Raw genomic sequence first — 18148 nt, 5'->3', positions numbered from 1 at the left:
ACCGCGGAGGAAAGGGCCATGCGCATCGCCCTGGCCGGCGTCGGACATTGGCATGCGGCCCTGCACCGGGAGGCCGCCCGCCAGGCCGGGGCAACCATCACCGGGGTGTGGGACGAGGATGCCGACGTCGCGGCGCGCTTTGCCCGGGAAAACGGCCTCGAGACCCACGCCTCTCCCGAGGCCTTGGCCGGGGCCCGGCCGGACCTGGTGGTGCTGATGGGCAGGCCAACGGGTCTGGTCGAGCGCGCCATCGCGTTCGTCGATGCGGGGCTTGCCGTGATGCTGGAAAAGCCCGCGGCACTAACGGCAGGCGAACTCGAACCGCTCAGGGAACGCGGCCGGCGGGGTGCCTTCATCGCCGTGCCGCTTCCCAATCGCTGCAGCCCGATCTGGCCGCGTATTGCCGAACTCGCCGCCGCCGGCCGGCTCGGCGGGCTTTCCCACGCCCAGTTCCGCATCGTGAACGGCCCGCCGGAGCGCTACCGGATCGACAGCGTGCCCTGGCTGCTGGCACCGCAGACCAGCGGCGGCGGCGCCCTGCGCAATCTCGGCATCCATGGCGTCGATGCCGCGCTGGCCCTGGCAGGCGACGACGGGCTGGAACTGGTTTCCGCCTCCCTCGGCCGTCTTCATGGCGAGGCCGTCGAGGACTACGCCGTCCTAGTCCTGCGCAATAAACGGGGGCTGATCGTCACCGTGGAGGCCGGCTATACCTACGCCTCGATGGCGCCGGGCGGCGACTTCGAATGGCGCATCTCCAGCGCGAACGCCTATCTCGTCGACCGCGGAAACCATTGCCGCATCACGACGCTCGACGACGCGGCCACGCAGGAGGAGCCGCCCTTGCCGCCCGGCGAGCGCTACAAGGCCTTCATGGCGAACACGCTGGCCCGGCTGGCCCGTGGCCAACCCCCGCTCGTCGGCATCGAGGACTATTGGCGGGCCATGACGCTGATCGACGAGGCCTATCGGAGGACGGCGGCATGATCGGCATCGGCATCATCGGGGCCGGCCATTTCGGCGCGGTGCACGCCAGGGCGATTGCCGCAACCGGGGGCCTGCGTGTCGCAGCCATCTGCCGGGAGGATGCCGCAGCGGCCCGGGCTTTCGCGCGCGAGCATGGCGGCAACGCCCATACCGATTGGCGCGCCGTGCTCGACGATCCCGCCGTGGATGCGGTCGTGATCGCCACGCCCCATCACCTCCACGCCGAAATGGCCGTGGCGGCGGCGCGGGCCGGCAAGCATATCCTGCTGGAAAAGCCGATGGCACCGACGCCGGCCGAATGTGACGCCATCAATGCCGCCTCAGCCGAGGCCGATATCCGGCTGATGGTCGGCCATGTCATGCATTTCGCCCGCCCCTGCCTCGTCGCCAAGGAAATCCTCGACAGCGGCACGCTCGGCCGGCCGGTGCTCGGCTCGAGCTGGATGATCAAATTGTGGATGGAAGCCAATCGCCGCCCCTGGCACCTCTCCCATGCGACCGGCGGCGGCATGCTGATGACGGCCGGCATCCACGCTCTCGACCGCCTGGTCTGGCTGATGGACGGCGAGGTCGCCGGGGTGAGCGCCCTCTCCGGCACCTGGTTCCACCGGCAGGAAGCCGATGACAGCGCCTTGATGCTGCTGCGCTTCACGGACGGGCGCATCGGCCAGGTCGCCAGCATCGGCTATCGCGACGGCGCCGTGAGCTTCGCCATGGACCTCGTCTGCGAAGGCGGCACGCTGCGGATCGATTTCGACAACGGCGTCGCGATCGGGCGCGGCGGCAGCTGGAGCCCGATCGCCCATTCCGCCGATCCGGATTGGATGCAGCGGGCCGTCGAGGCCGAATGGCGGGCCATGGCAGCCGCCATCGAGGCAAACGCGCCGGTTCCCGTCGATGGAGCCTATGCGCGCCACCTGATCGCCTGCCTCGAAGCGGCCAGCCGCGCCCATGCCGAAAAGCGGGAGATCAGGTTAGCGGGCTGAAAATACAATGAAGAGCCGGCTATTCATCAGCTGAGCTATACGGCCTATTCGATTTTACCCGGGTTATTGAGACGAGGCCCAGCTTTTATGTAAGATGCCTCACCTTTGCTCTCCTATAGAGATTGTCATGTCAGAAATTGCAAAGCCCGTCTGGTTCATCACCGGCTGCTCCACCGGCTTCGGCCGGGAACTAGCGCGCCATACGCTTTCGCTGGGCTATCCCACCGTGGTCACGGCGAGGAATCCGGCGCAACTCGAGGACTTCGTCATGGAGTTCGGCGATACGGCACTGGTGCTCAAGCTCGACGTGACGAAGCAGGCGGACATCGATGCCGCCATCGCTGTCGCGCAGGAGCGGTTCGGACGCATCGACGTCCTCGTGAACAATGCCGGCATCGGCTATTTCGGCTCGTTCGAGGAAAGCGACATGGCCGAAGTCCACAAGATGTTCGACATCAATGTCTGGGGCCTGACGGCCATGACGCGTGCGGCGCTGCCGCTGATGCGCCAGCAGCGCTCGGGCACCATCGTCAACATCTCCTCGCTCGGCGGGCTTCGGGCGGCGCCCTCCGTCAGCTTCTACACCGCCACCAAATTCGCGGTGGAGGCCCTGTCGGAAGCGCTTTCCCAGGAGGTCGCACCGCTGGGCCTCAATGTGCTGATCGTGGAGCCGGGCCCGTTCAGGACCGACTGGGCCGGACGCTCGGCCAACGAGGCGCCGCAGACCATCGACGCCTATCGCGAGACGTCCGGTGCGCGCCAAAGCCAGATCCGCGGCTATAGCGGCCAGCAGCCCGGCGATCCCGTGCGCGCCGCCCAGGCGATCGTCAAGGCCGTCGAAGCCGACAACCCGCCGCTGCGCCTGCTGCTCGGCAAGATCGCGCTCGAAGGTGCGCGCACCAAGATCGCCCAGCTCACCCAGAATTTCGATGCCTGGGAAGAGGTGACCAAGGGCGCCGATTATCCCGAGGGGGAATAGGCGAAGCGGCGGCGACAATCCTCGCCGCCGGCCTTGCCTTGCGAAGGCGCGCCGACACCAAGGTGCTGCGTCCAAAGAGTTGGAGCGAAATGGCGTTTCCGTGCAAACGCACTTTGCCCTAGCGGTAGCGCGCCACGCACTGCATCAGCGCGCTCAAGGCCGACGACGTACCGTTCAAGGTGACCGAGAAGGGCTTGTTGCCGCGCGGCTGGAAATAGAGAACCCGGCCGGCCCGGATCTCCTGGAAGAGCTGCGTGGAATCGGCCAGCGGAATCAGGAGCCGGGTCGGCGCCGTTGCTTTGGCGCCGCCGGCACGCGAGCGGTAATTGTCGACCCAATAGGTCACATCGCCCCGCGAATCCCTGACCCAATTCCAGTTGGGATTCTCGATGACCATGCCCCAGGCCGCCTCACGCGTCAGCAGGAAGTACACCGCCGCGCCCCGGGAATATCGGCCGGTAGAGGCGCAATATTCGAAACGGCCGTTGTTCGCATTGGCTTCGATCACCCATTGTCCCAGGTCGTAACGGCCGATGACCTCGCTTCTGGCGCTCCCGATCCCAAGCAAAGCAATACCTGCCGCCGCCAAAGCGATATAACCTTTATGCTGCATGCCAGCCCCTTCCCCATTGCCGATTCAATCGAAATCATCAGAGGTCATTCGGGCATGTTGCACGCCGCGCAAATTATCCTCTGCCCCTCGCGATGAAATACATAGCACGGCACTTATAGATCTCGGGCGATCTAATATAGATGCGACGCAACCTTGTGTTCCCTACGGAACTTTTTGCTGGCCGCCGATGCTTCTCGAAGGCCGCTCGCTCCGGGAAGACAGGTCGCGATCCAAAGGCGCCGTCGCTATTTCTCAGCCGTCTCTGGTCCAAACGTGACGAATCCTGCTATTGCGCCTGTCATGACTGAACGTCCCAAGCTCGTGCTCGCGTCTGCCAGCCCGCGCCGTCATGCCTTGCTCGAGCAGGCAGGCTGCGAGCCGGATGCGCTGCTGCCCACCGATATCGACGAAACGCCCAGGCGCGGCGAAGCGGCGCGCATGCTGGTGCAGCGCCTTGCCAGGGGCAAGCTCGAGGCCGCTCTGACGACCCTCGGGAGCCGGCCCGATCTCACCGGAGCCTATACGGTGTCGGCCGATACGGTGGTGGCCTGCACCGGGCGCATCCTGCCCAAGGCCGAAACGCGCGAGGAAGCAGAAGCGTGCCTGCGCCTGCTGTCGGGTCGCAGCCATATCGTGATGACGGGCGTCGCCGTGGCCGATCCGCATGGGACCATCAGGACCCGGCTGGTGGAGACGCGGGTGCGCTTCAAGCATCTGTCGCTCGACGAACTCAATGCCTATCTCGACTCCAACGAATGGCACGGCAAGGCGGGCGGATATGCCATTCAGGGCCTGGCCGGCGTGTTCGTGCTGCGGCTCGTCGGGTCCTATACCAATGTCGTCGGCCTGCCGCTCTATGAGACGGTGAGCCTTCTCGAAGGTGCGGGCTTCCCGGTCCGCGGCACCTGGAGGGACGAATTGTGAGCGAACCGACCCCGACCCCTCTCGTCAAGCGCAAGTGCCCGATCTGCGGCAAGCCCAGCGTCGAGGCCAGCAAACCCTTCTGCTCCAAGCGCTGCGCCGACATCGATCTGTCGCGCTGGCTGAAGGGCGTCTACGCCATTCCCGGCGAGGAGGCCGACCAGGCCGATCCTGACAACCGGGACGATTATCCGAAGACAGAGCGTGACCGATGAGCGAACCGCAGCGTTATACGAGCAGCAGCCTCGAAGCCTTTCTCGAATCCGCCCTCCTGGCCGGCGGGGCCGATGTCCCCTCGGCACGGGCCGCCACCCGCGCCATGATGCATGCCTCGCGCCTCGGCGTGGACAGCCATGGCGTCCGGCTGCTGCCCTATTATCTGTCGGTGCTGGCCAGCGGCGAGATCAACGGCCATCCCCAGATCGAGGTGCTGCGCGGCGAAGGCGCCACCGCCGTTCTCGACGCCGATGGCGCCATCGGGCATCTGGCCTGCTACCGGGCCATGGAAGTCGCCGTGGACATCGCCAGGACCCAAGGCATCGGCGCGGTCACCATCCGGCGCTCCTCCCATATGGGCGCGGCCGGCGCCTATCCGATGTGGGCGGCCGAGCAGGGCTTCATCGGCCTCCTCACCGCCAATTCCGACGCGGCCGTCAGGCTGTTCGACGGGCGCGACGCCTTCCACGGCACCAGCCCGATCGCCATCGGCGCACCGGTGCCCGGCCAGCGCCCCTGGCTGATGGACATGGCGACCAGCGCAATCCCGCAGAACCGCGTGCTGCTCTACCGTTCGCTCGGCCTGCGCTTGCCGCAGGGCGTGGCGGTCGACGAGAAGGGCGTCAACACCACCGATCCCGAGGCCGCCCGCGTGCTCTCCCCGGTTGGCGGCGAGCAGGGCTTCAAGGGCGCGGCGCTGGCCGGCCTGGTGGAGATCCTGTCGGCGCCCCTCACCGGCATGGCCCTCTCCACCGAACTGGTGCCGATGTATGGCCAGCCCTCGACCGGTGCCCCGCGCGACATGGGCGGCTTCGCCCTCGCCATCAATCCTTCGGCCTTCATCGCCCCCGAGGTCTATGGCGCGATCATGACCCGCTACCTCGCCAATATCCGTGCCGCCGTGCCGGCGGAGGGCGCGACCGGCAAGCCGATGGCCCCGGGCGATCGCGAATGGGCTGTCGAAGAGGAACGGGCGCGCAACGGCGTGCCGGTCGATCCGGTCAGCGAAGAGGCCTTCGCAGAACTCGCCGGCCAATATGGACTGACCCTGCCGCAAAAGGCATGAGGCGGAGCGCGGACATCCTATCCGCTCTTCAAAGAAGGACTTGACTCTTGTACCGATTGGTCCACTATGGACCAATCGGTACAAGAAAGGATATTCTCATGCCCGAACAACGCCCGCCGCTGCCTCCCTTCACCCGGGACACCGCGATCCAGAAGATCCGTGCCGCCGAGGATGGCTGGAACAGCTGCAACCCCGAGCGCGTCTCGCTCGCCTACACACCCGACAGCCGTTGGCGCAACCGGTCGGAGTTCCTGAACGGGCGTGCGGAGATCGTCGCTTTCCTCACGCGCAAATGGCAGCGCGAGCAGGACTATCGCCTGATCAAGGAATTATGGGCCTATGGCGACAACCGCATCGGCGTGCGCTTCGCCTATGAATGGCATGACGATGCCGGCAACTGGTTTCGCTCCTACGGCAACGAGAACTGGGAATTCGACGAGAACGGCCTGATGGCAGTGCGCCATGCCTCCATCAACGACCTGCCGATCGCCGAGAGCGAGCGCAAGTTCCACTGGGACCGCAGCGCTCCCCGCCCCGCCGGCCACCCGGGCCTCAGCGATCTCGGCCTCTAGATGAAGACCATCCGCGAGCGCGCCGACATTATCCCGGCCCTCACCGAGGTCTTTCGCAGCCATGGCTATGAGGGCGCCAGCCTCGCCCTCATCGGCCAGCACACGGGCCTGGGCAAGGGCAGCCTCTACAATTTCTTTCCCGGCGGCAAGGAGGAGATGGCGGCTGCGGTGCTCGACCATATCGATGGCTGGTTCCGCACCCATGTCTTCGAGCCGCTGCGCGCCACTTCGGACCCGGCAAGGGCGATCTCGGCCATGTTCGAGGCAACGGATCGCTATTTCCATTCGGGCGGTCGGGTCTGCATCGTGGGCGTCTTCGCTCTCTCCGACGTGCGCGATCGTTTCGCCGAACGCATCAACGCCTATTTCGCAGAATGGCGCGATGCCCTGGCGCAAGCCCTGCAGCGGCTGGGCAAGGAACCCGGTGCGGCGGCCGAGCTCGCCGAAGACATCGTCGCCGGCATCCAGGGCGCCCTGGTCACGGCACGCGCGCTCGGCGATCCCGCCCTGTTCGGCCGGCGCCTGGCGCGACTGAAGGCGCTCATCCCCGTCGCCTGAGCTCGCCCGTCAGGCATTGGTGAGCGGCAGTACCGTGGTGTCCTTGAACATCTCCATCGAAATGTAGGAGGAGATGTCGTTGAACTGCAGCTTGGCGACCAGCTTCTTGTAGACCAGATCGAGGCTTTCGACGTCGGGCAGCACGATCTTGAGCAGGTAATCGATATCCCCGGTGAGGCGGTGCATCTCGATGATTTCCGGCGTGTCGGCGACGAGAGCCCGAAAGCGTTCCAGCCAGTCCAGCGAATGGTTCGCAGTACGGACCATGACATAGACAGTGGTCGGCACACCCACTTTCTTGCGGTCGAGCAGGGCAGCGCGCCGGAGGATGTAGCCCTCCTCCTCCAGCCGCTTGATACGCCGCCAGCAGGCCGAAGGCGACAAATGCGTCTTTTCGGCGAGATCGGCGAGCGGATGGTCGGCCTGAAGCTGGAGCATCGCCAGGATCTGCTTGTCCCGCTGATCGAGCTTCATGATTCCTTCGCGCGTCCAGATTGTGCATGAGAAATCAAATATGCAAAATTTTTGCGTAAGTACACGAATTTCGCAATATGTTTGCCGAAATCGAAGTACAAACGCCTAGAGAATGCAACCCATTTTCGCCGGCTTCGAGGCATTATCTCGACGTGACAACCAAGCCCTGGAAGGGGAGACGGATATGCGGAAAATCGGCCTGATCGGCGGCATGAGCTTCGAGAGCTCGGCAATCTATTACAAGCTGATCAACGAAGCCGTGCGCGCCCGGCGCGGCGAACTGCATTCGGCCGAAGTCATGCTGCATTCGGTCAATTTCCAGGACATCGTCGACATGCAGAAGGCCGGCCGCTGGGATGCGGCTGCCGAACGGCTGGCAAGCGTGGCGCGCGATCTCCAGAATGCCGGCGCCGGCTGCGTGCTGATCTGCACCAACACCATGCATCTGGTCGCCCGCCCGGTGCAGGCGGCGATTGCCTGCCCGCTGATCGACATCATCGACGAAACCGCCAAGACGCTGACAGCCGCCGGCCACAGCCGGCCTCTCCTGCTCGCCACCCGCTACACCATGGAGCACGGCTTCTATGCCGAACGCATGCGCGAGCACGGCATCGACGTGATGGTTCCCGATGCGGCAGGGCGGGCCGCCGTGCACGACATCATCTTCTCCGAACTCTGCGCCGGACGGGTGGAGGAAAGCTCGCGCCGCAAGCTGGAGGCCCTGATCGATGAGGCCAAGGCCGACGGTGCCGACAGCGTCATTCTCGGCTGCACCGAGATCTGCCTGATCCTCTCTCCAGATGGCCTGACCCTGCCCGGCTTCGACTCCACGGCGATCCATGCGGCCGCCGCCGTCGATTTTTCGCTTGCATGCGGTTCCAAGGGGGCTCCACTGGCGGCGTGATCGATCAGCCAGTGGAGTCGCGCCATGAGCCAAGCTGCAGACCCGGACCGGGAAGAACGTTCCAAGGCGGCCATGGCAGGCGAAATCGGCATTCTGGCCCGCCGGCGGATCGAGGCGGGCATCATCGCTCCCCTCTATGAGGAGATGCGCGAGCGCCTGGGAGAGGAGCAGGCACAAGCCATCCTCGATGCCGCCATCCGCAAGGCGGCGATCGCAGCGGGACGTAATTTCGCCGCCAAGACGCCGGGCGGCACGGATCTGCGCAGCTTCCAGGATCTGCAGGCACTGTGGACCCAGGACGACGCCCTCGAGATCGAGGTGCTCAAGGCGACCGATACCGAATTCGACTTCGATGTCCACCGCTGCCGCTATGCGGAGAGCTATCGGCAGATGAGGCTCGGCGCCATCGGCCACCTTCTCTCCTGCAACCGCGACGGCGTGTTCTGCACCGGCTATGATCCCCGCATCACGCTGGAGCGCAAACAGACCATCATGGACGGTGCCAGCCATTGCACCTTCCGTTACAGGTTCGACGAGGATGGCGACCGGACCTGACCAGCCGCCATCCTTTCCGCCCTGCCTGGCGGGGTTGAAACGCCGCCTTATTGCTTGGGCACGAGCACGCCGAGATCAACCGCCTTCGCCATGGCCTGATAGCCGGCATCGTTGGGATGCAGGTGGTCGCCGCAATCATAGGCGGGATTGATGCTGTTGGGCTTGGCCGGGTCCTCGAGCACCTTGTCGAAATCGATCAACCCATCCGCCATCTTGTTGGTCCGGATCCAGGCATTGACCTCCTGGCGGATCTTTTCCTTCTCGGGCGTGTAGTAGCCGGAGGTCGGCAGCCCCTTGAAGGTGTCGACGAAGGGCGTGAGGGTCACGCCGACGAAACGGATGCCATGGGCATGGGCCCGATCGATGATCTGCTTGTAGCCGGCGATCACGTCCTCGGCGGTCGGCTCGGGATCGGCCGGGGTGATGGCGTCCTTGCCCGGCCAGCCGATATCGTTGATCCCCATCATCATCACCACGGTCGAAACCCTGGGATGGCTGAGCACGGACATGTCGAAGCGGCTGAGGGCGTTGGTTCCCATGCCGTTCGACAGCACGCGATTGCCCGAATAGGCTTCGTTGACCACGGCGACATCGGCATGACCCTCTGCCTGCAACCGCTCCGCGATATGATCGGGCCAGCGATTGTTCTTGTCCGGCGTGGAGCAGTTTCCGTCGGTAATGGAATCGCCGAAGAACACGATCGCCTTCGACTCCGGCCTGGCCGTGGTCAGGATACGGCTGAGCAGCAGGCGCGATTTGTTGGTGCTGACGGGCGCGAAATCGGCATCCTTGGTCTTGTCGCCAGGCCCGGAGATATAGCCGGTCTGAACACCGTCCCAATGCACCGAGGTGATGCCGGCGCGCTTGGGCAAATAGAAGCTGACCGCGAGATCCGACAGGGCCTTGACCGGCAGGTCCACGGGATCGCTGACCAGGGGAGCGCCGGGCGGGATCACGGCCGAAGGTTTGCCGCCGAAGGTCAAGGCCTTGAGGGAAGCCTCATCGATGGCGCTGCCGCCCTTGGACAGGGCCACGCTGGCCGATCCGATGGTTACCGGGCGCGTGCCGAACTCGTTGGAGATGACCACGCGCACTTGCTCGCCTCCGACGCTGATGCGCGCGATCTGGCGAACCGTCTGATCGCCCAGGACTTCGGGAACGTCGAAGGGGGCCGGCAATTCCTCGGCCCAGCGGGGGGCGGGTGTGGCGGCCCATGTGGTGATCCAGGGCTCCGAACCTCCCGCACTTGCCGGGAGCGCGGCCAAGATCAGTGTTCCCACGATAAATGAAGTTCCGACGGCCCATCCGATCAATCGCGCAGGCACGCTCCGGCGCAGCCTCGGTCCAGGCTTATAATAGTCCAAATAGGAAATCATGGCGCTTTCCATCCCGCTTTGACAATATTGTAAAATGACGTTGTCTTGTTTGCGTATAGAGGAGAAGCATCCGACATCGCAGCGCGGAAAACTCCCGAAACGTCGAGAGATTGTGCCGCTTTCCTGAAACTTGCAAGGCATCACTACCCTGCTCCCAAGCGCTGCTTCAAACTGCCTGCTTTCCCGTCGAGCGGAAGGTTCCCCACCCACCTTTCGAACACTGGTCCGATGCTATAGGCATGGTTCACGATGGAATGCGCCAGCGATGGAACAGGAGTAGCGATGCCGGAGACGAACCAAGCCTCGGAAATCTTGCGTGTTTTCATCGCCGATGAGGAGAGTGGCGCCCGTACCTTCTGGGCCATGAACTGGAATCGCATAACACCCTTGGCGGGCAAGGCAACAGACTTGCTGCCGTCTGAAGAGGCCGAGCGTTTCTATTTGTGTTTTCTTCGGTGCGAAGGCAAGGCACCCGCCGTTCCGCCATCGGCCTTACCGTCTTTGCTTGCGGCCTATCGCAACTTGCTACCTGAACGCGAAAAGGGCGGTTACCGGCATCACTGGCATGTGTTCACCTTCCTGTTCGGGTTCGTGGAGCAGAAAACCACGCCGGGTGAACTACGCGATGCAAAAACCCTGACGGAGCGGCTCAAACTTATCAATCACCTGCAGAAATTCTCACATTTGCCGGGCATGAGAGGCAAGCCGGACGGCTTCAAGGCAGCCGGCATGCATGCGCCGCATATCCTCGACGTGCTGCGGCTTCTTGGTTATCGATCGGATTATGGCCAGGGCGAAAACGACAGCTATGACGTCGTTAATCTCACATATTGGGGTCTCGTCTTTGTTGTGCTGTGGTCGAAGTCCCATCGAACGGCGCTGCTGACTGAAATGTTGGACGAGCAGCTCGATCTACCCAAGCGCGAACAGATCGAGTCGATCCTGCATGAGTTCGTCCAGGCCGTGTTGCCGGCGTGCGATACAGACGAGAAGGCGTTTCATGCGCTCGCCACACAGCTCGCTGCCAAGCAGCGGGCTCGCGTGAATCTAACGGAATCGGTTGCTTTGGCCCAAAGCCTCGACCTGCCCTTCGAAGAGGGCGAAGATTGGATCGTCTCGATTGCAGCTCCTGCCACCGGACACACGGCTTGGTACAAACCGCCAAATCTCAAGCTCGAATTCCGAGCCGACGCGGATTATGACTGGTCCCTACAGCTCAACGCAGGCCAATTCCGCCTCTCGGAGCGCGACGGTTACCTGTCCGATAACGTCGGCGGCTTGCCTAGCCTCGGCCGGCTCGCCGATTTCCCGGCTTGGCTGCACGGAATCGAGAAGAGCCACGGCCTCCGCTTCGATCTCGCCAAGGGCCGCATATTCTGCGGCAAGAAGCGTTCAGCGGCAAAGTTGATTACACGCTGGATCGAGAGCGGCTTATCTTGAGAGGAACGGGTTCTGCCGCCTTCTCTCATAACCGGTCCCTCAGCGCATAATAGCTCATGCCGGCCACCAGGGTCGGCCAGCGCAGCAGGCGTCCGCCCGGGAAGGGCGGCGTCGGAAGGGCGGCGAGACGGTCGAACTCGCCGAGGCTGGCGGCGGTGACATCCGCCAGGATCTTGCCGAAATAGGGCGCGAGCACCACGCCCTGCCCCGAATAGCCCGAGGCTGTCAGCACGTTGGGCGCCAGCCGCCGTACGAAGGGCAGGCGCGTGGTGGTGATGCCGAGCGTGCCGCCCCAGGCATAGTCGATGCGCTTGTTTTCGAGCTGCGGGAAGACCTTGAGCATGCGCTTGCGCACGAAGGCCTTCATGTCCGACGGAAAGCCCGAACGATAGTTCTCGCCACCACCGAAGAGCAGGCGTCGGTCCGCCGACAGGCGATAATAGTTCACCACGAAGCGGCTGTCGGCGACGGCATAGTCGTTGGCGATCAGCGCCCTGGCTTCATTGTCCGAGAAAGGCTCGGTCGCCAGGATGAAATTGTTGATCGGCATCACCCGTGCCTCGGTATAGGCGTCGAGCCCGGAGAGATAGCCATCGCCGGCGAGGATCAGCCAGTCGGCGGAAACGCTGCCTTGCGCCGTGCGGACGACCGCCTTGCCGCCCTCGGCCCGGTAGCTGTCGGCACGCGAGCGCTCGAAGACCCGCACCCCGGCATCGAGCGCCGCCGCCCCCAGTCCCAAGGCCAGGTTGAGGGGGTGGAGATGGCCGCCATCATGGTCGACGAAGCCGCCATAATAGCCGCTCGCGCCGAGCACGGCGTCGAGCTCGGCCTTGCCGATCGCCTCGACCTTGTCATAGCCGTAGACCGTCCTGAGCTTTTCGGCATAGGCGTGCGACATCGCCACATAATGCGGCTTGTGGTCGGCGATCAGGATGCCCGACTTGTAGTCGCAGGCGATTTGGTGCCTGGCGATCAGGCCCTTGAGATGGGCCTTGGCGTCCTCGGCCATGCGCCACAACGCCTTGGCGCCGTCCAGGCCGACCAGTTTCTCCAGATAATCCTGGTCGCGGCGCTGGCCCGAATGAACCTGGCCGCCATTGCGCCCCGAGGCCCCAGAGCCGATCTCGGCCGCCTCGAGCAGGATCACCGAAAGCCCTTTTTCGGCAAAGGCGAGCGCGGCACCGAGCCCGGTATAGCCGGCACCGACGATGCAGACATCGGCGCGTTCCGCACCCAGGAGCCGAGGCTGGGCAGGAAGCTTGCGGGCCGTCGCCGTATAATAGGAGTTGGCCGGATGGCCGGTGTTGTCGGTCATGATGTCAGGAGCGCGGATCCTGTCCGCTCTTGAAAATATTGTGCTTGGAGGAGAAAGAGCGGACATCGCGACATAAGGCATGTCGCTGTGATGTCCGCGCTCCCAGAAATGTTACACATTGAGCAATAGATGCTCGCGTTCCCAGGGGCTGATCACCTTCATGAAGGTCTCGTATTCCTGGCGCTTGATCGCGGCATAGGCGGTGACGAAGGACGAACCCATCACCTGGCGGATCGCCTCGCTCTCATCCATTTCCGTCACGGCCTCGAGCAGGCTCTGCGGCAATTCGAAATCGCGGTTCTTGGCATCCGACTCGATCGGCGCCGTCGCCTCGAGTTCCTCCGTCATGCCGAGATAGCCGGCCGCCAGGCTCGCGGCGATGGCGAGATAGGGATTGGCGTCGGAGGAGGGAACCCGGTTCTCGACACGCCTTGCGTCGGGGCCCGAGGGCGGCACGCGCAGGCCCGCCGTGCGGTTGTCATAGCCCCACTGCACGTTGATCGGCGCCATGGAATCACGCGTCAGCCGGCGATAGGAGTTCACATAGGGCGCCAGCATGCACATGATCGCCGGCAGATATTTCTGCTGGCCGGCCAGGAAGGAGAAGAACAGCGGGGTCGGCCCGCCCGTCTCCGGATCGGAAAAGATGTTCTGGCCGCTCTCCGCATCGACGATCGACTGGTGGATGTGCAGCGCCGAGCCCGGCTCGCCCGACATCGGCTTGGCCATGAAGGTGGCATAGATCTTGTGCTGCAGCGAAGCCTCGCGGATGGTGCGCTTGAACAGGAAGACCTGGTCGGCCAATTCCAGCGGATCGCCATGGCGCAGATTGATCTCCATCTGCGCCACGCCATCCTCATGGATCAGCGTATCGATCTCCAGGCCCTGATGTTCGGAATATTTGTAGATGTCCTCGAAGAGAGCGTCGAACTCATTGACGGCCGAGATCGAATAACCCTGCCGGCCGAGTTCCGGGCGGCCCGAACGGCCGATCGGCGGCTTCAGCGGATAGTCGGGATCGGTGTTGGGTTCGACCAGATAGAACTCGATCTCCGGCGCCACCACCGGCTGCCAGCCCTTCTTGCGGTAGAGTTCACGAATGCGGCGCAGCACCTGGCGCGGCGCCTGCTCGACGGGACGGCCGTCGCGCGTCATCGCGTCATGGATGACCTGCGCGGTCGGATCCATCGCCCAGGGCACGGAGGTCAGGGTCGACCAATCCGGCTGCATGAACATGTCGGTATCGGCTTCCACCGCGTCCACCAGCCCGTCATAGGCGGGATACTCACCGGTGATGCACTGATAGAAGATCGAAAGCGGCAGGTTCATCACCGGCGAGGCCAGGAACTTCGACACCGGCATGATCTTGCCGCGGGCGACCCCGCCCTGGTCCGGAACCAGGCACTCGATCTCTTCGATGTCCCGCGCGCGGAACCAGTCCCGCGCGCTCTCGACACCGGAGATGCCGCGCGCGGATTCGATATCCGGCACGCCAGAATGCTCGGGCTTGTCTGACTTCTTCTTTTTGCTCATCGTCGCACACATGCGGCTTCCACCCCGCAGGAAGTGCGGAGCGGCGACCCGAAACATGCGCCGGCGACCTGTTTGACGGCCCAGAAGGGGGCCATCACGCGACTAACCTCCGGTTCGGGCCCTTGGTTTAGGAGGGCGGAGGCGCACGCGCCGCGCATCGGGGAAGACGCGCAAAAGAGGCATCGGTGGACCGACGCTGGCGCCACACTGCCTTCAGCGACAGGCAAAAGTCAATCGGAATGGCCAAAAAATGTGATCACAAAAAATGTGATCACATTTTTGCGTGGATTCGCATTTCCCCTGTAGACCGCCGCCGACTTCCCGGTTTAGGCTGGAATCAATCACCACAAACAGATGGGATACCATGTCTGATACAGGCGGGGGCGGCGCCACGGCGCCCGTGAAGTCGCAGAAGGCGATCGGCGGCGTTCGCCGCAAATTCCAGCCCTGGGCCGATCCAAAAGAAGTTCCCCTCATCCGCTTCGAGAACGTCACCAAGCGCTTTGGCGATTTCGTGGCGGTGAACGAGGTTTCGCTCGACATCTACCCCCGCGAATTCTTCTCCCTGCTCGGCCCTTCCGGCTGCGGCAAGACCACCTTGATGCGCATGCTCGCCGGCTTCGAGCAGCCGACATCGGGGCGCATCACCCTGGCGGGCAAGGATCTGGCCGGCGTGCCGCCCTATGAACGCCCGGTCAACATGATGTTCCAGTCCTATGCGCTGTTCCCGCATATGAGCGTGGCCGACAACATCGCCTTTGGCCTGAAGATGGACAAGATGCCCAAGGCGGAGATCGAGACCCGCGTCGGGCAGATGCTGAAGCTGGTCAAGCTGGAGAAATTCGCCACCCGCAAGCCGCACCAGCTCTCGGGCGGCCAGCGCCAGCGCGTGGCCCTCGCCCGTGCCGTGGCCAAGCAGCCCAAGGTGCTGCTGCTCGACGAGCCGCTCGGCGCCCTCGACAAGAAGCTGCGCGAGGAAACCCAGTTCGAGTTGATGGACATCCAGGTCGAGCTCGGCATCACCTTCGTCATCGTCACGCATGACCAGGAAGAGGCGATGACGATGTCCGACCGCATCGCCGTGATGGACCATGGCAAACTGGTGCAGGTGGCTCCGCCCGGCGAGATCTACGAGCAGCCCAATTCCCGCTATGTCGCCGACTTCATCGGCAACATCAACATCCTCGAGGGCAAGGTCTCCGCCCAGAACGGCAGCTCCCTCACCATCACCTCGCCGAGCAATCAGGCTTTCAGCGTGGACAGTGCCGAACGCTGCTCCGTCGGCCAGAACGTCTTCCTGGCCATCCGCCCCGAAAAGATGCGCATCTCACTCGATGCGCCGGCCACGCCGGGCAATTCGCTGGCGGGCGAGGTGTTCGACATCGGCTATCTCGGCGACTGGACCAATTACCTCGTCGACGTCGCCGGCACCGGGCAGCGCATCCGGGTGTCGCAGGCCAATATGAGCCGCTTCGTCGAACGCCCGATCACCTGGGAAGACAAGGTCCATGTCAGCTTTGCGCCGGATGCCGGCGTCGTCCTGACCAAATAGGAGGGCGACATGGCAGACAAGACCCGAAAGGGCTTCTTCTCCGGCCGCACCGGAGTGATCGCCATTCCCTATCTGTGGCTGGCCATCTTCTTCGCCCTGCCCTTCCTGATGGTGCTGAAGATCTCGCTGAGCCAAATCGAGCTGGGACAGCCGCCCTACACGCCGGTCTTCAACTTCGACGGCACCTGGCAAAGCATTGTGGACTTTGTCTCAGGGCTGAGCTTCGACAATTATTGGACGATGTTCAACATCTGGGGCGAGGATGGCGACACGCTCTATCTCAAAGCCTATCTGTCCAGCGTGGTGATCGCCTTCGTCTCGACGATTCTCCTGCTGATCATCGGCTATCCCATCGCCTACGGCATGGCGCGCGCACCCAAGAGCATGCGCCCGACCCTGCTGATGCTGGTCATCCTGCCGTTCTGGACCTCGTTCCTGATCCGGGTCTATGCCTGGATCGGCATTCTCAAGCCGGAAGGCCTGCTCAACCTGGTGCTGATCAAGCTCGGCATCATTTCCGAACCCCTGCAGATCCTCAACACCAATTGGGCGATCTTCATCGGCATCGTCTATTCCTACCTGCCCTTCATGATCCTGCCGCTCTATTCCACCCTGGAGAAGATGGATCATACCTTGCTGGAGGCGGCGGCGGATCTGGGCTGCAAGCCGATCAAGGCCTTCTGGCTGGTGACCTTCCCGCTCTCCCTGCCCGGCGTGATCGCCGGCTGCATGCTCTGCTTCATCCCGGCCGTGGGCGAGTTCGTCATCCCGGATTTGCTCGGCGGCTCTTCCACGCTGATGATCGGCAAGCAGATGTGGGACCTGTTCTTCTCGAACCGAGACTGGCCGGCGGCTTCCGCCGTCGCCGTGATCCTCCTGATCATCCTGGTCGTGCCGATCACCTATTATCAGCACAGCCAGGCCAAGGCGCTGGAGACCGACCGATGAGCAAGGGTTCTTCCTGGTTCAACATGACCTCGGTCGCCCTCGGCCTCGCCTTCCTCTATCTGCCGATCGTGATCCTGGTGATCTATTCCTTCAACGATTCCAAGCTGGTGACGGTCTGGGGCGGCTGGTCGACGCGTTGGTATGCCGAGCTCTTCCACGACGAAGCCTTCATGAATGCCGCCAGGATCACCCTGATCGTGGCGACCGTTTCCGCCACCATCGCCACCATACTCGGCACGCTCGCCGCCGTGGTCCTGGTGCGCATGGGCCGTTTTCGCGGCCGCATGACCTTCTCGGCCATGGTCTACGCGCCGCTAGTGATGCCCGAAATCATCATCGGCCTGTCGCTCCTGCTGTTCTTCATCTCGCTCGGCGTCGACCGCGGCTTCTGGACCATCACCCTGGCCCATGTCACGCTCACCATGTGCTTCGTCACCGTGGTGGTGCAGTCGCGCCTGCTCAGCTTCGACCGTTCCATCGAGGAAGCGGCCCTGGATCTGGGCTGCCATCCCTTCAAGGCCTTCTTCCTGATCACTCTGCCGATCATCGCGCCGGCGGTGATCTCGGGCTGGATGCTGGCCTTCACCCTGTCGCTCGACGATCTCGTGCTGGCGAGCTTCACCTCCGGACCGGGCTGGAACACGCTGCCGATGCGCATCTATTCCTCTGTGCGCCTTGGCGTGACGCCGGAAATCAACGCGGCCTGCACGCTGATGCTGGCCGTGGTCGCCCTCGGCGTGGTGATCGCCGCCATCTATACCAGCCGGGCCGAGAGAGAGCGCGAGCGCGCGGAGAGGCTGGCTGCGGCCGGCTGATCCGGCCAATCACGACCCCAGGAGAGTTTCAGGCCCTCGCCCCCATGGGGCGGGGGCCTTTTCGTTTAGCCACCCTGGGCCTGTGGTCCGCGCCTGACGCGCCCCCTGCCCGCCACTCCTCATGACAGACCTCAATAGACCTAAATCAAACATTTTCTAACATAATCGCTCTTGCGATGTTATATTTTGTTGAATAGCATGCCGTTCAATCGACGGAATCGGCAGGCGCTGCCGTAGGCGCATCCGAGTTCGGCTTAGAAAAAATCGGCCATACTCATCATTTTCTCAGTGATTCTCGTCATTTTTATCAGAATTGACGCAGTCTTGCCGAGAGATGG

19 protein-coding genes are annotated in these 18148 nt (G+C 63.5%); 14 read left to right on the top strand and 5 right to left on the bottom strand.

The features are described 5' to 3' along the window. Window positions 1–18 precede the first annotated feature (18 nt). The 3 genes from J8I29_RS01685 to J8I29_RS01675 all read left to right on the top strand — a co-directional run bounded on the left by J8I29_RS01685 (window position 19) and on the right by J8I29_RS01675 (window position 2952). On the top strand, window positions 19–987 hold the full coding sequence (locus tag J8I29_RS01685) for a Gfo/Idh/MocA family oxidoreductase (RefSeq protein WP_209430394.1): 969 nt from the start codon (window positions 19–21) through the stop codon (window positions 985–987). Further along, complete coding sequence (locus J8I29_RS01680) at window positions 984–1973, top strand: Gfo/Idh/MocA family oxidoreductase (RefSeq protein WP_105861449.1); 990 nt, start codon at window positions 984–986, stop codon at window positions 1971–1973. Before J8I29_RS01685 ends, J8I29_RS01680 begins: the two co-directional genes overlap by 4 nt. A gap of 127 nt (window positions 1974–2100) precedes the next feature. Then, on the top strand, window positions 2101–2952 hold the full coding sequence (locus J8I29_RS01675) for an oxidoreductase (RefSeq protein ID WP_209430393.1): 852 nt from the start codon (window positions 2101–2103) through the stop codon (window positions 2950–2952). Between the two features lie 118 nt (window positions 2953–3070). Here the strand turns inward: J8I29_RS01675 and J8I29_RS01670 are convergent, their stop codons facing one another. Then, the gene (locus tag J8I29_RS01670) at window positions 3071–3565 is read right to left on the bottom strand and encodes a hypothetical protein (protein ID WP_105861447.1); all 495 of its coding nucleotides are present in this window, start codon (window positions 3563–3565) and stop codon (window positions 3071–3073) included. A gap of 300 nt (window positions 3566–3865) precedes the next feature. Between J8I29_RS01670 and J8I29_RS01665 the strand changes: the two genes are divergently transcribed. The 5 genes from J8I29_RS01665 (at window position 3866) to J8I29_RS01645 (ending at window position 6898) form a co-directional block, all read left to right on the top strand. Beyond that, window positions 3866–4489 (top strand): Maf family nucleotide pyrophosphatase, encoded by a 624-nt coding sequence (locus J8I29_RS01665; RefSeq protein ID WP_209430392.1) that lies wholly within the window; start codon window positions 3866–3868, stop codon window positions 4487–4489. After that, window positions 4486–4701: a DNA gyrase inhibitor YacG gene (yacG, locus tag J8I29_RS01660; protein WP_105861445.1), complete on the top strand. Its 216-nt coding sequence runs from the start codon at window positions 4486–4488 to the stop codon at window positions 4699–4701. Before J8I29_RS01665 ends, yacG begins: the two co-directional genes overlap by 4 nt. Continuing rightward, a complete protein-coding gene (locus J8I29_RS01655) occupies window positions 4698–5768 on the top strand; it encodes an Ldh family oxidoreductase (RefSeq protein WP_209430391.1) in 1071 nt (356 codons plus the stop codon). The genes yacG and J8I29_RS01655 overlap by 4 nt, the downstream gene beginning before the upstream one ends. 98 nt (window positions 5769–5866) lie before the next feature. Next, complete coding sequence (locus J8I29_RS01650; protein WP_105861443.1) at window positions 5867–6340, top strand: nuclear transport factor 2 family protein; 474 nt, start codon at window positions 5867–5869, stop codon at window positions 6338–6340. Continuing rightward, window positions 6341–6898, top strand: coding sequence for a TetR/AcrR family transcriptional regulator (locus J8I29_RS01645; protein WP_105861442.1), 558 nt, complete (start codon window positions 6341–6343; stop codon window positions 6896–6898). A 9-nt stretch (window positions 6899–6907) separates the two neighbouring features. Here J8I29_RS01645 and J8I29_RS01640 read toward each other — a convergent pair whose 3' ends face one another. After that, on the bottom strand, window positions 6908–7372 hold the full coding sequence (locus J8I29_RS01640) for an Lrp/AsnC family transcriptional regulator (protein WP_105861441.1): 465 nt from the start codon (window positions 7370–7372) through the stop codon (window positions 6908–6910). Between the two features lie 184 nt (window positions 7373–7556). Here J8I29_RS01640 and J8I29_RS01635 point away from each other — a divergent pair, with 184 nt between their 5' ends. Together J8I29_RS01635 and J8I29_RS01630 are read left to right on the top strand one after the other, a co-directional pair. After that, window positions 7557–8276 (top strand): aspartate/glutamate racemase family protein, encoded by a 720-nt coding sequence (locus J8I29_RS01635; RefSeq protein ID WP_209430390.1) that lies wholly within the window; start codon window positions 7557–7559, stop codon window positions 8274–8276. A gap of 24 nt (window positions 8277–8300) precedes the next feature. Continuing rightward, on the top strand, window positions 8301–8831 hold the full coding sequence (locus J8I29_RS01630; protein ID WP_209430389.1) for an L-2-amino-thiazoline-4-carboxylic acid hydrolase: 531 nt from the start codon (window positions 8301–8303) through the stop codon (window positions 8829–8831). Between the two features lie 47 nt (window positions 8832–8878). Here J8I29_RS01630 and J8I29_RS01625 read toward each other — a convergent pair whose 3' ends face one another. After that, window positions 8879–10096 carry an SGNH/GDSL hydrolase family protein gene (locus J8I29_RS01625; RefSeq protein WP_245196541.1) on the bottom strand — a complete coding sequence of 406 codons (1218 nt, stop codon included), beginning with the start codon at window positions 10094–10096 and terminating at the stop codon, window positions 8879–8881. Between the two features lie 393 nt (window positions 10097–10489). Between J8I29_RS01625 and J8I29_RS01620 the strand changes: the two genes are divergently transcribed. Then, a complete protein-coding gene (locus J8I29_RS01620) occupies window positions 10490–11647 on the top strand; it encodes a hypothetical protein (protein ID WP_209430387.1) in 1158 nt (385 codons plus the stop codon). 25 nt (window positions 11648–11672) lie between these two features. On the opposite strand, the gene J8I29_RS01615 is transcribed toward J8I29_RS01620, so the two are convergent. Both J8I29_RS01615 and J8I29_RS01610 read right to left on the bottom strand, forming a co-directional pair. Further along, a complete protein-coding gene (locus tag J8I29_RS01615) occupies window positions 11673–12962 on the bottom strand; it encodes an FAD-binding oxidoreductase (RefSeq protein WP_209430386.1) in 1290 nt (429 codons plus the stop codon). 111 nt (window positions 12963–13073) lie between these two features. Then, a complete protein-coding gene (locus tag J8I29_RS01610; RefSeq protein WP_209430385.1) occupies window positions 13074–14507 on the bottom strand; it encodes a glutamine synthetase family protein in 1434 nt (477 codons plus the stop codon). 352 nt (window positions 14508–14859) lie between these two features. Here J8I29_RS01610 and J8I29_RS01605 point away from each other — a divergent pair, with 352 nt between their 5' ends. The 3 genes from J8I29_RS01605 to J8I29_RS01595 are packed head-to-tail and all read left to right on the top strand — an operon-like array spanning window position 14860 to window position 17810. After that, the gene (locus tag J8I29_RS01605) at window positions 14860–16047 is read left to right on the top strand and encodes an ABC transporter ATP-binding protein (protein WP_209430384.1); all 1188 of its coding nucleotides are present in this window, start codon (window positions 14860–14862) and stop codon (window positions 16045–16047) included. A gap of 9 nt (window positions 16048–16056) precedes the next feature. Then, a complete protein-coding gene (locus J8I29_RS01600) occupies window positions 16057–16995 on the top strand; it encodes an ABC transporter permease subunit (protein ID WP_209430383.1) in 939 nt (312 codons plus the stop codon). After that, the gene (locus J8I29_RS01595) at window positions 16992–17810 is read left to right on the top strand and encodes an ABC transporter permease subunit (RefSeq protein WP_105861435.1); all 819 of its coding nucleotides are present in this window, start codon (window positions 16992–16994) and stop codon (window positions 17808–17810) included. Before J8I29_RS01600 ends, J8I29_RS01595 begins: the two co-directional genes overlap by 4 nt. Window positions 17811–18148 lie beyond the last annotated feature (338 nt).

This window comes from Labrys sp. LIt4 (assembly GCF_017813775.1).
Classification (GTDB): Bacteria; Pseudomonadota; Alphaproteobacteria; order Rhizobiales; family Labraceae; genus Labrys; species Labrys okinawensis_A.
This window is presented reverse-complemented; position numbering and strand designations above follow the sequence as displayed.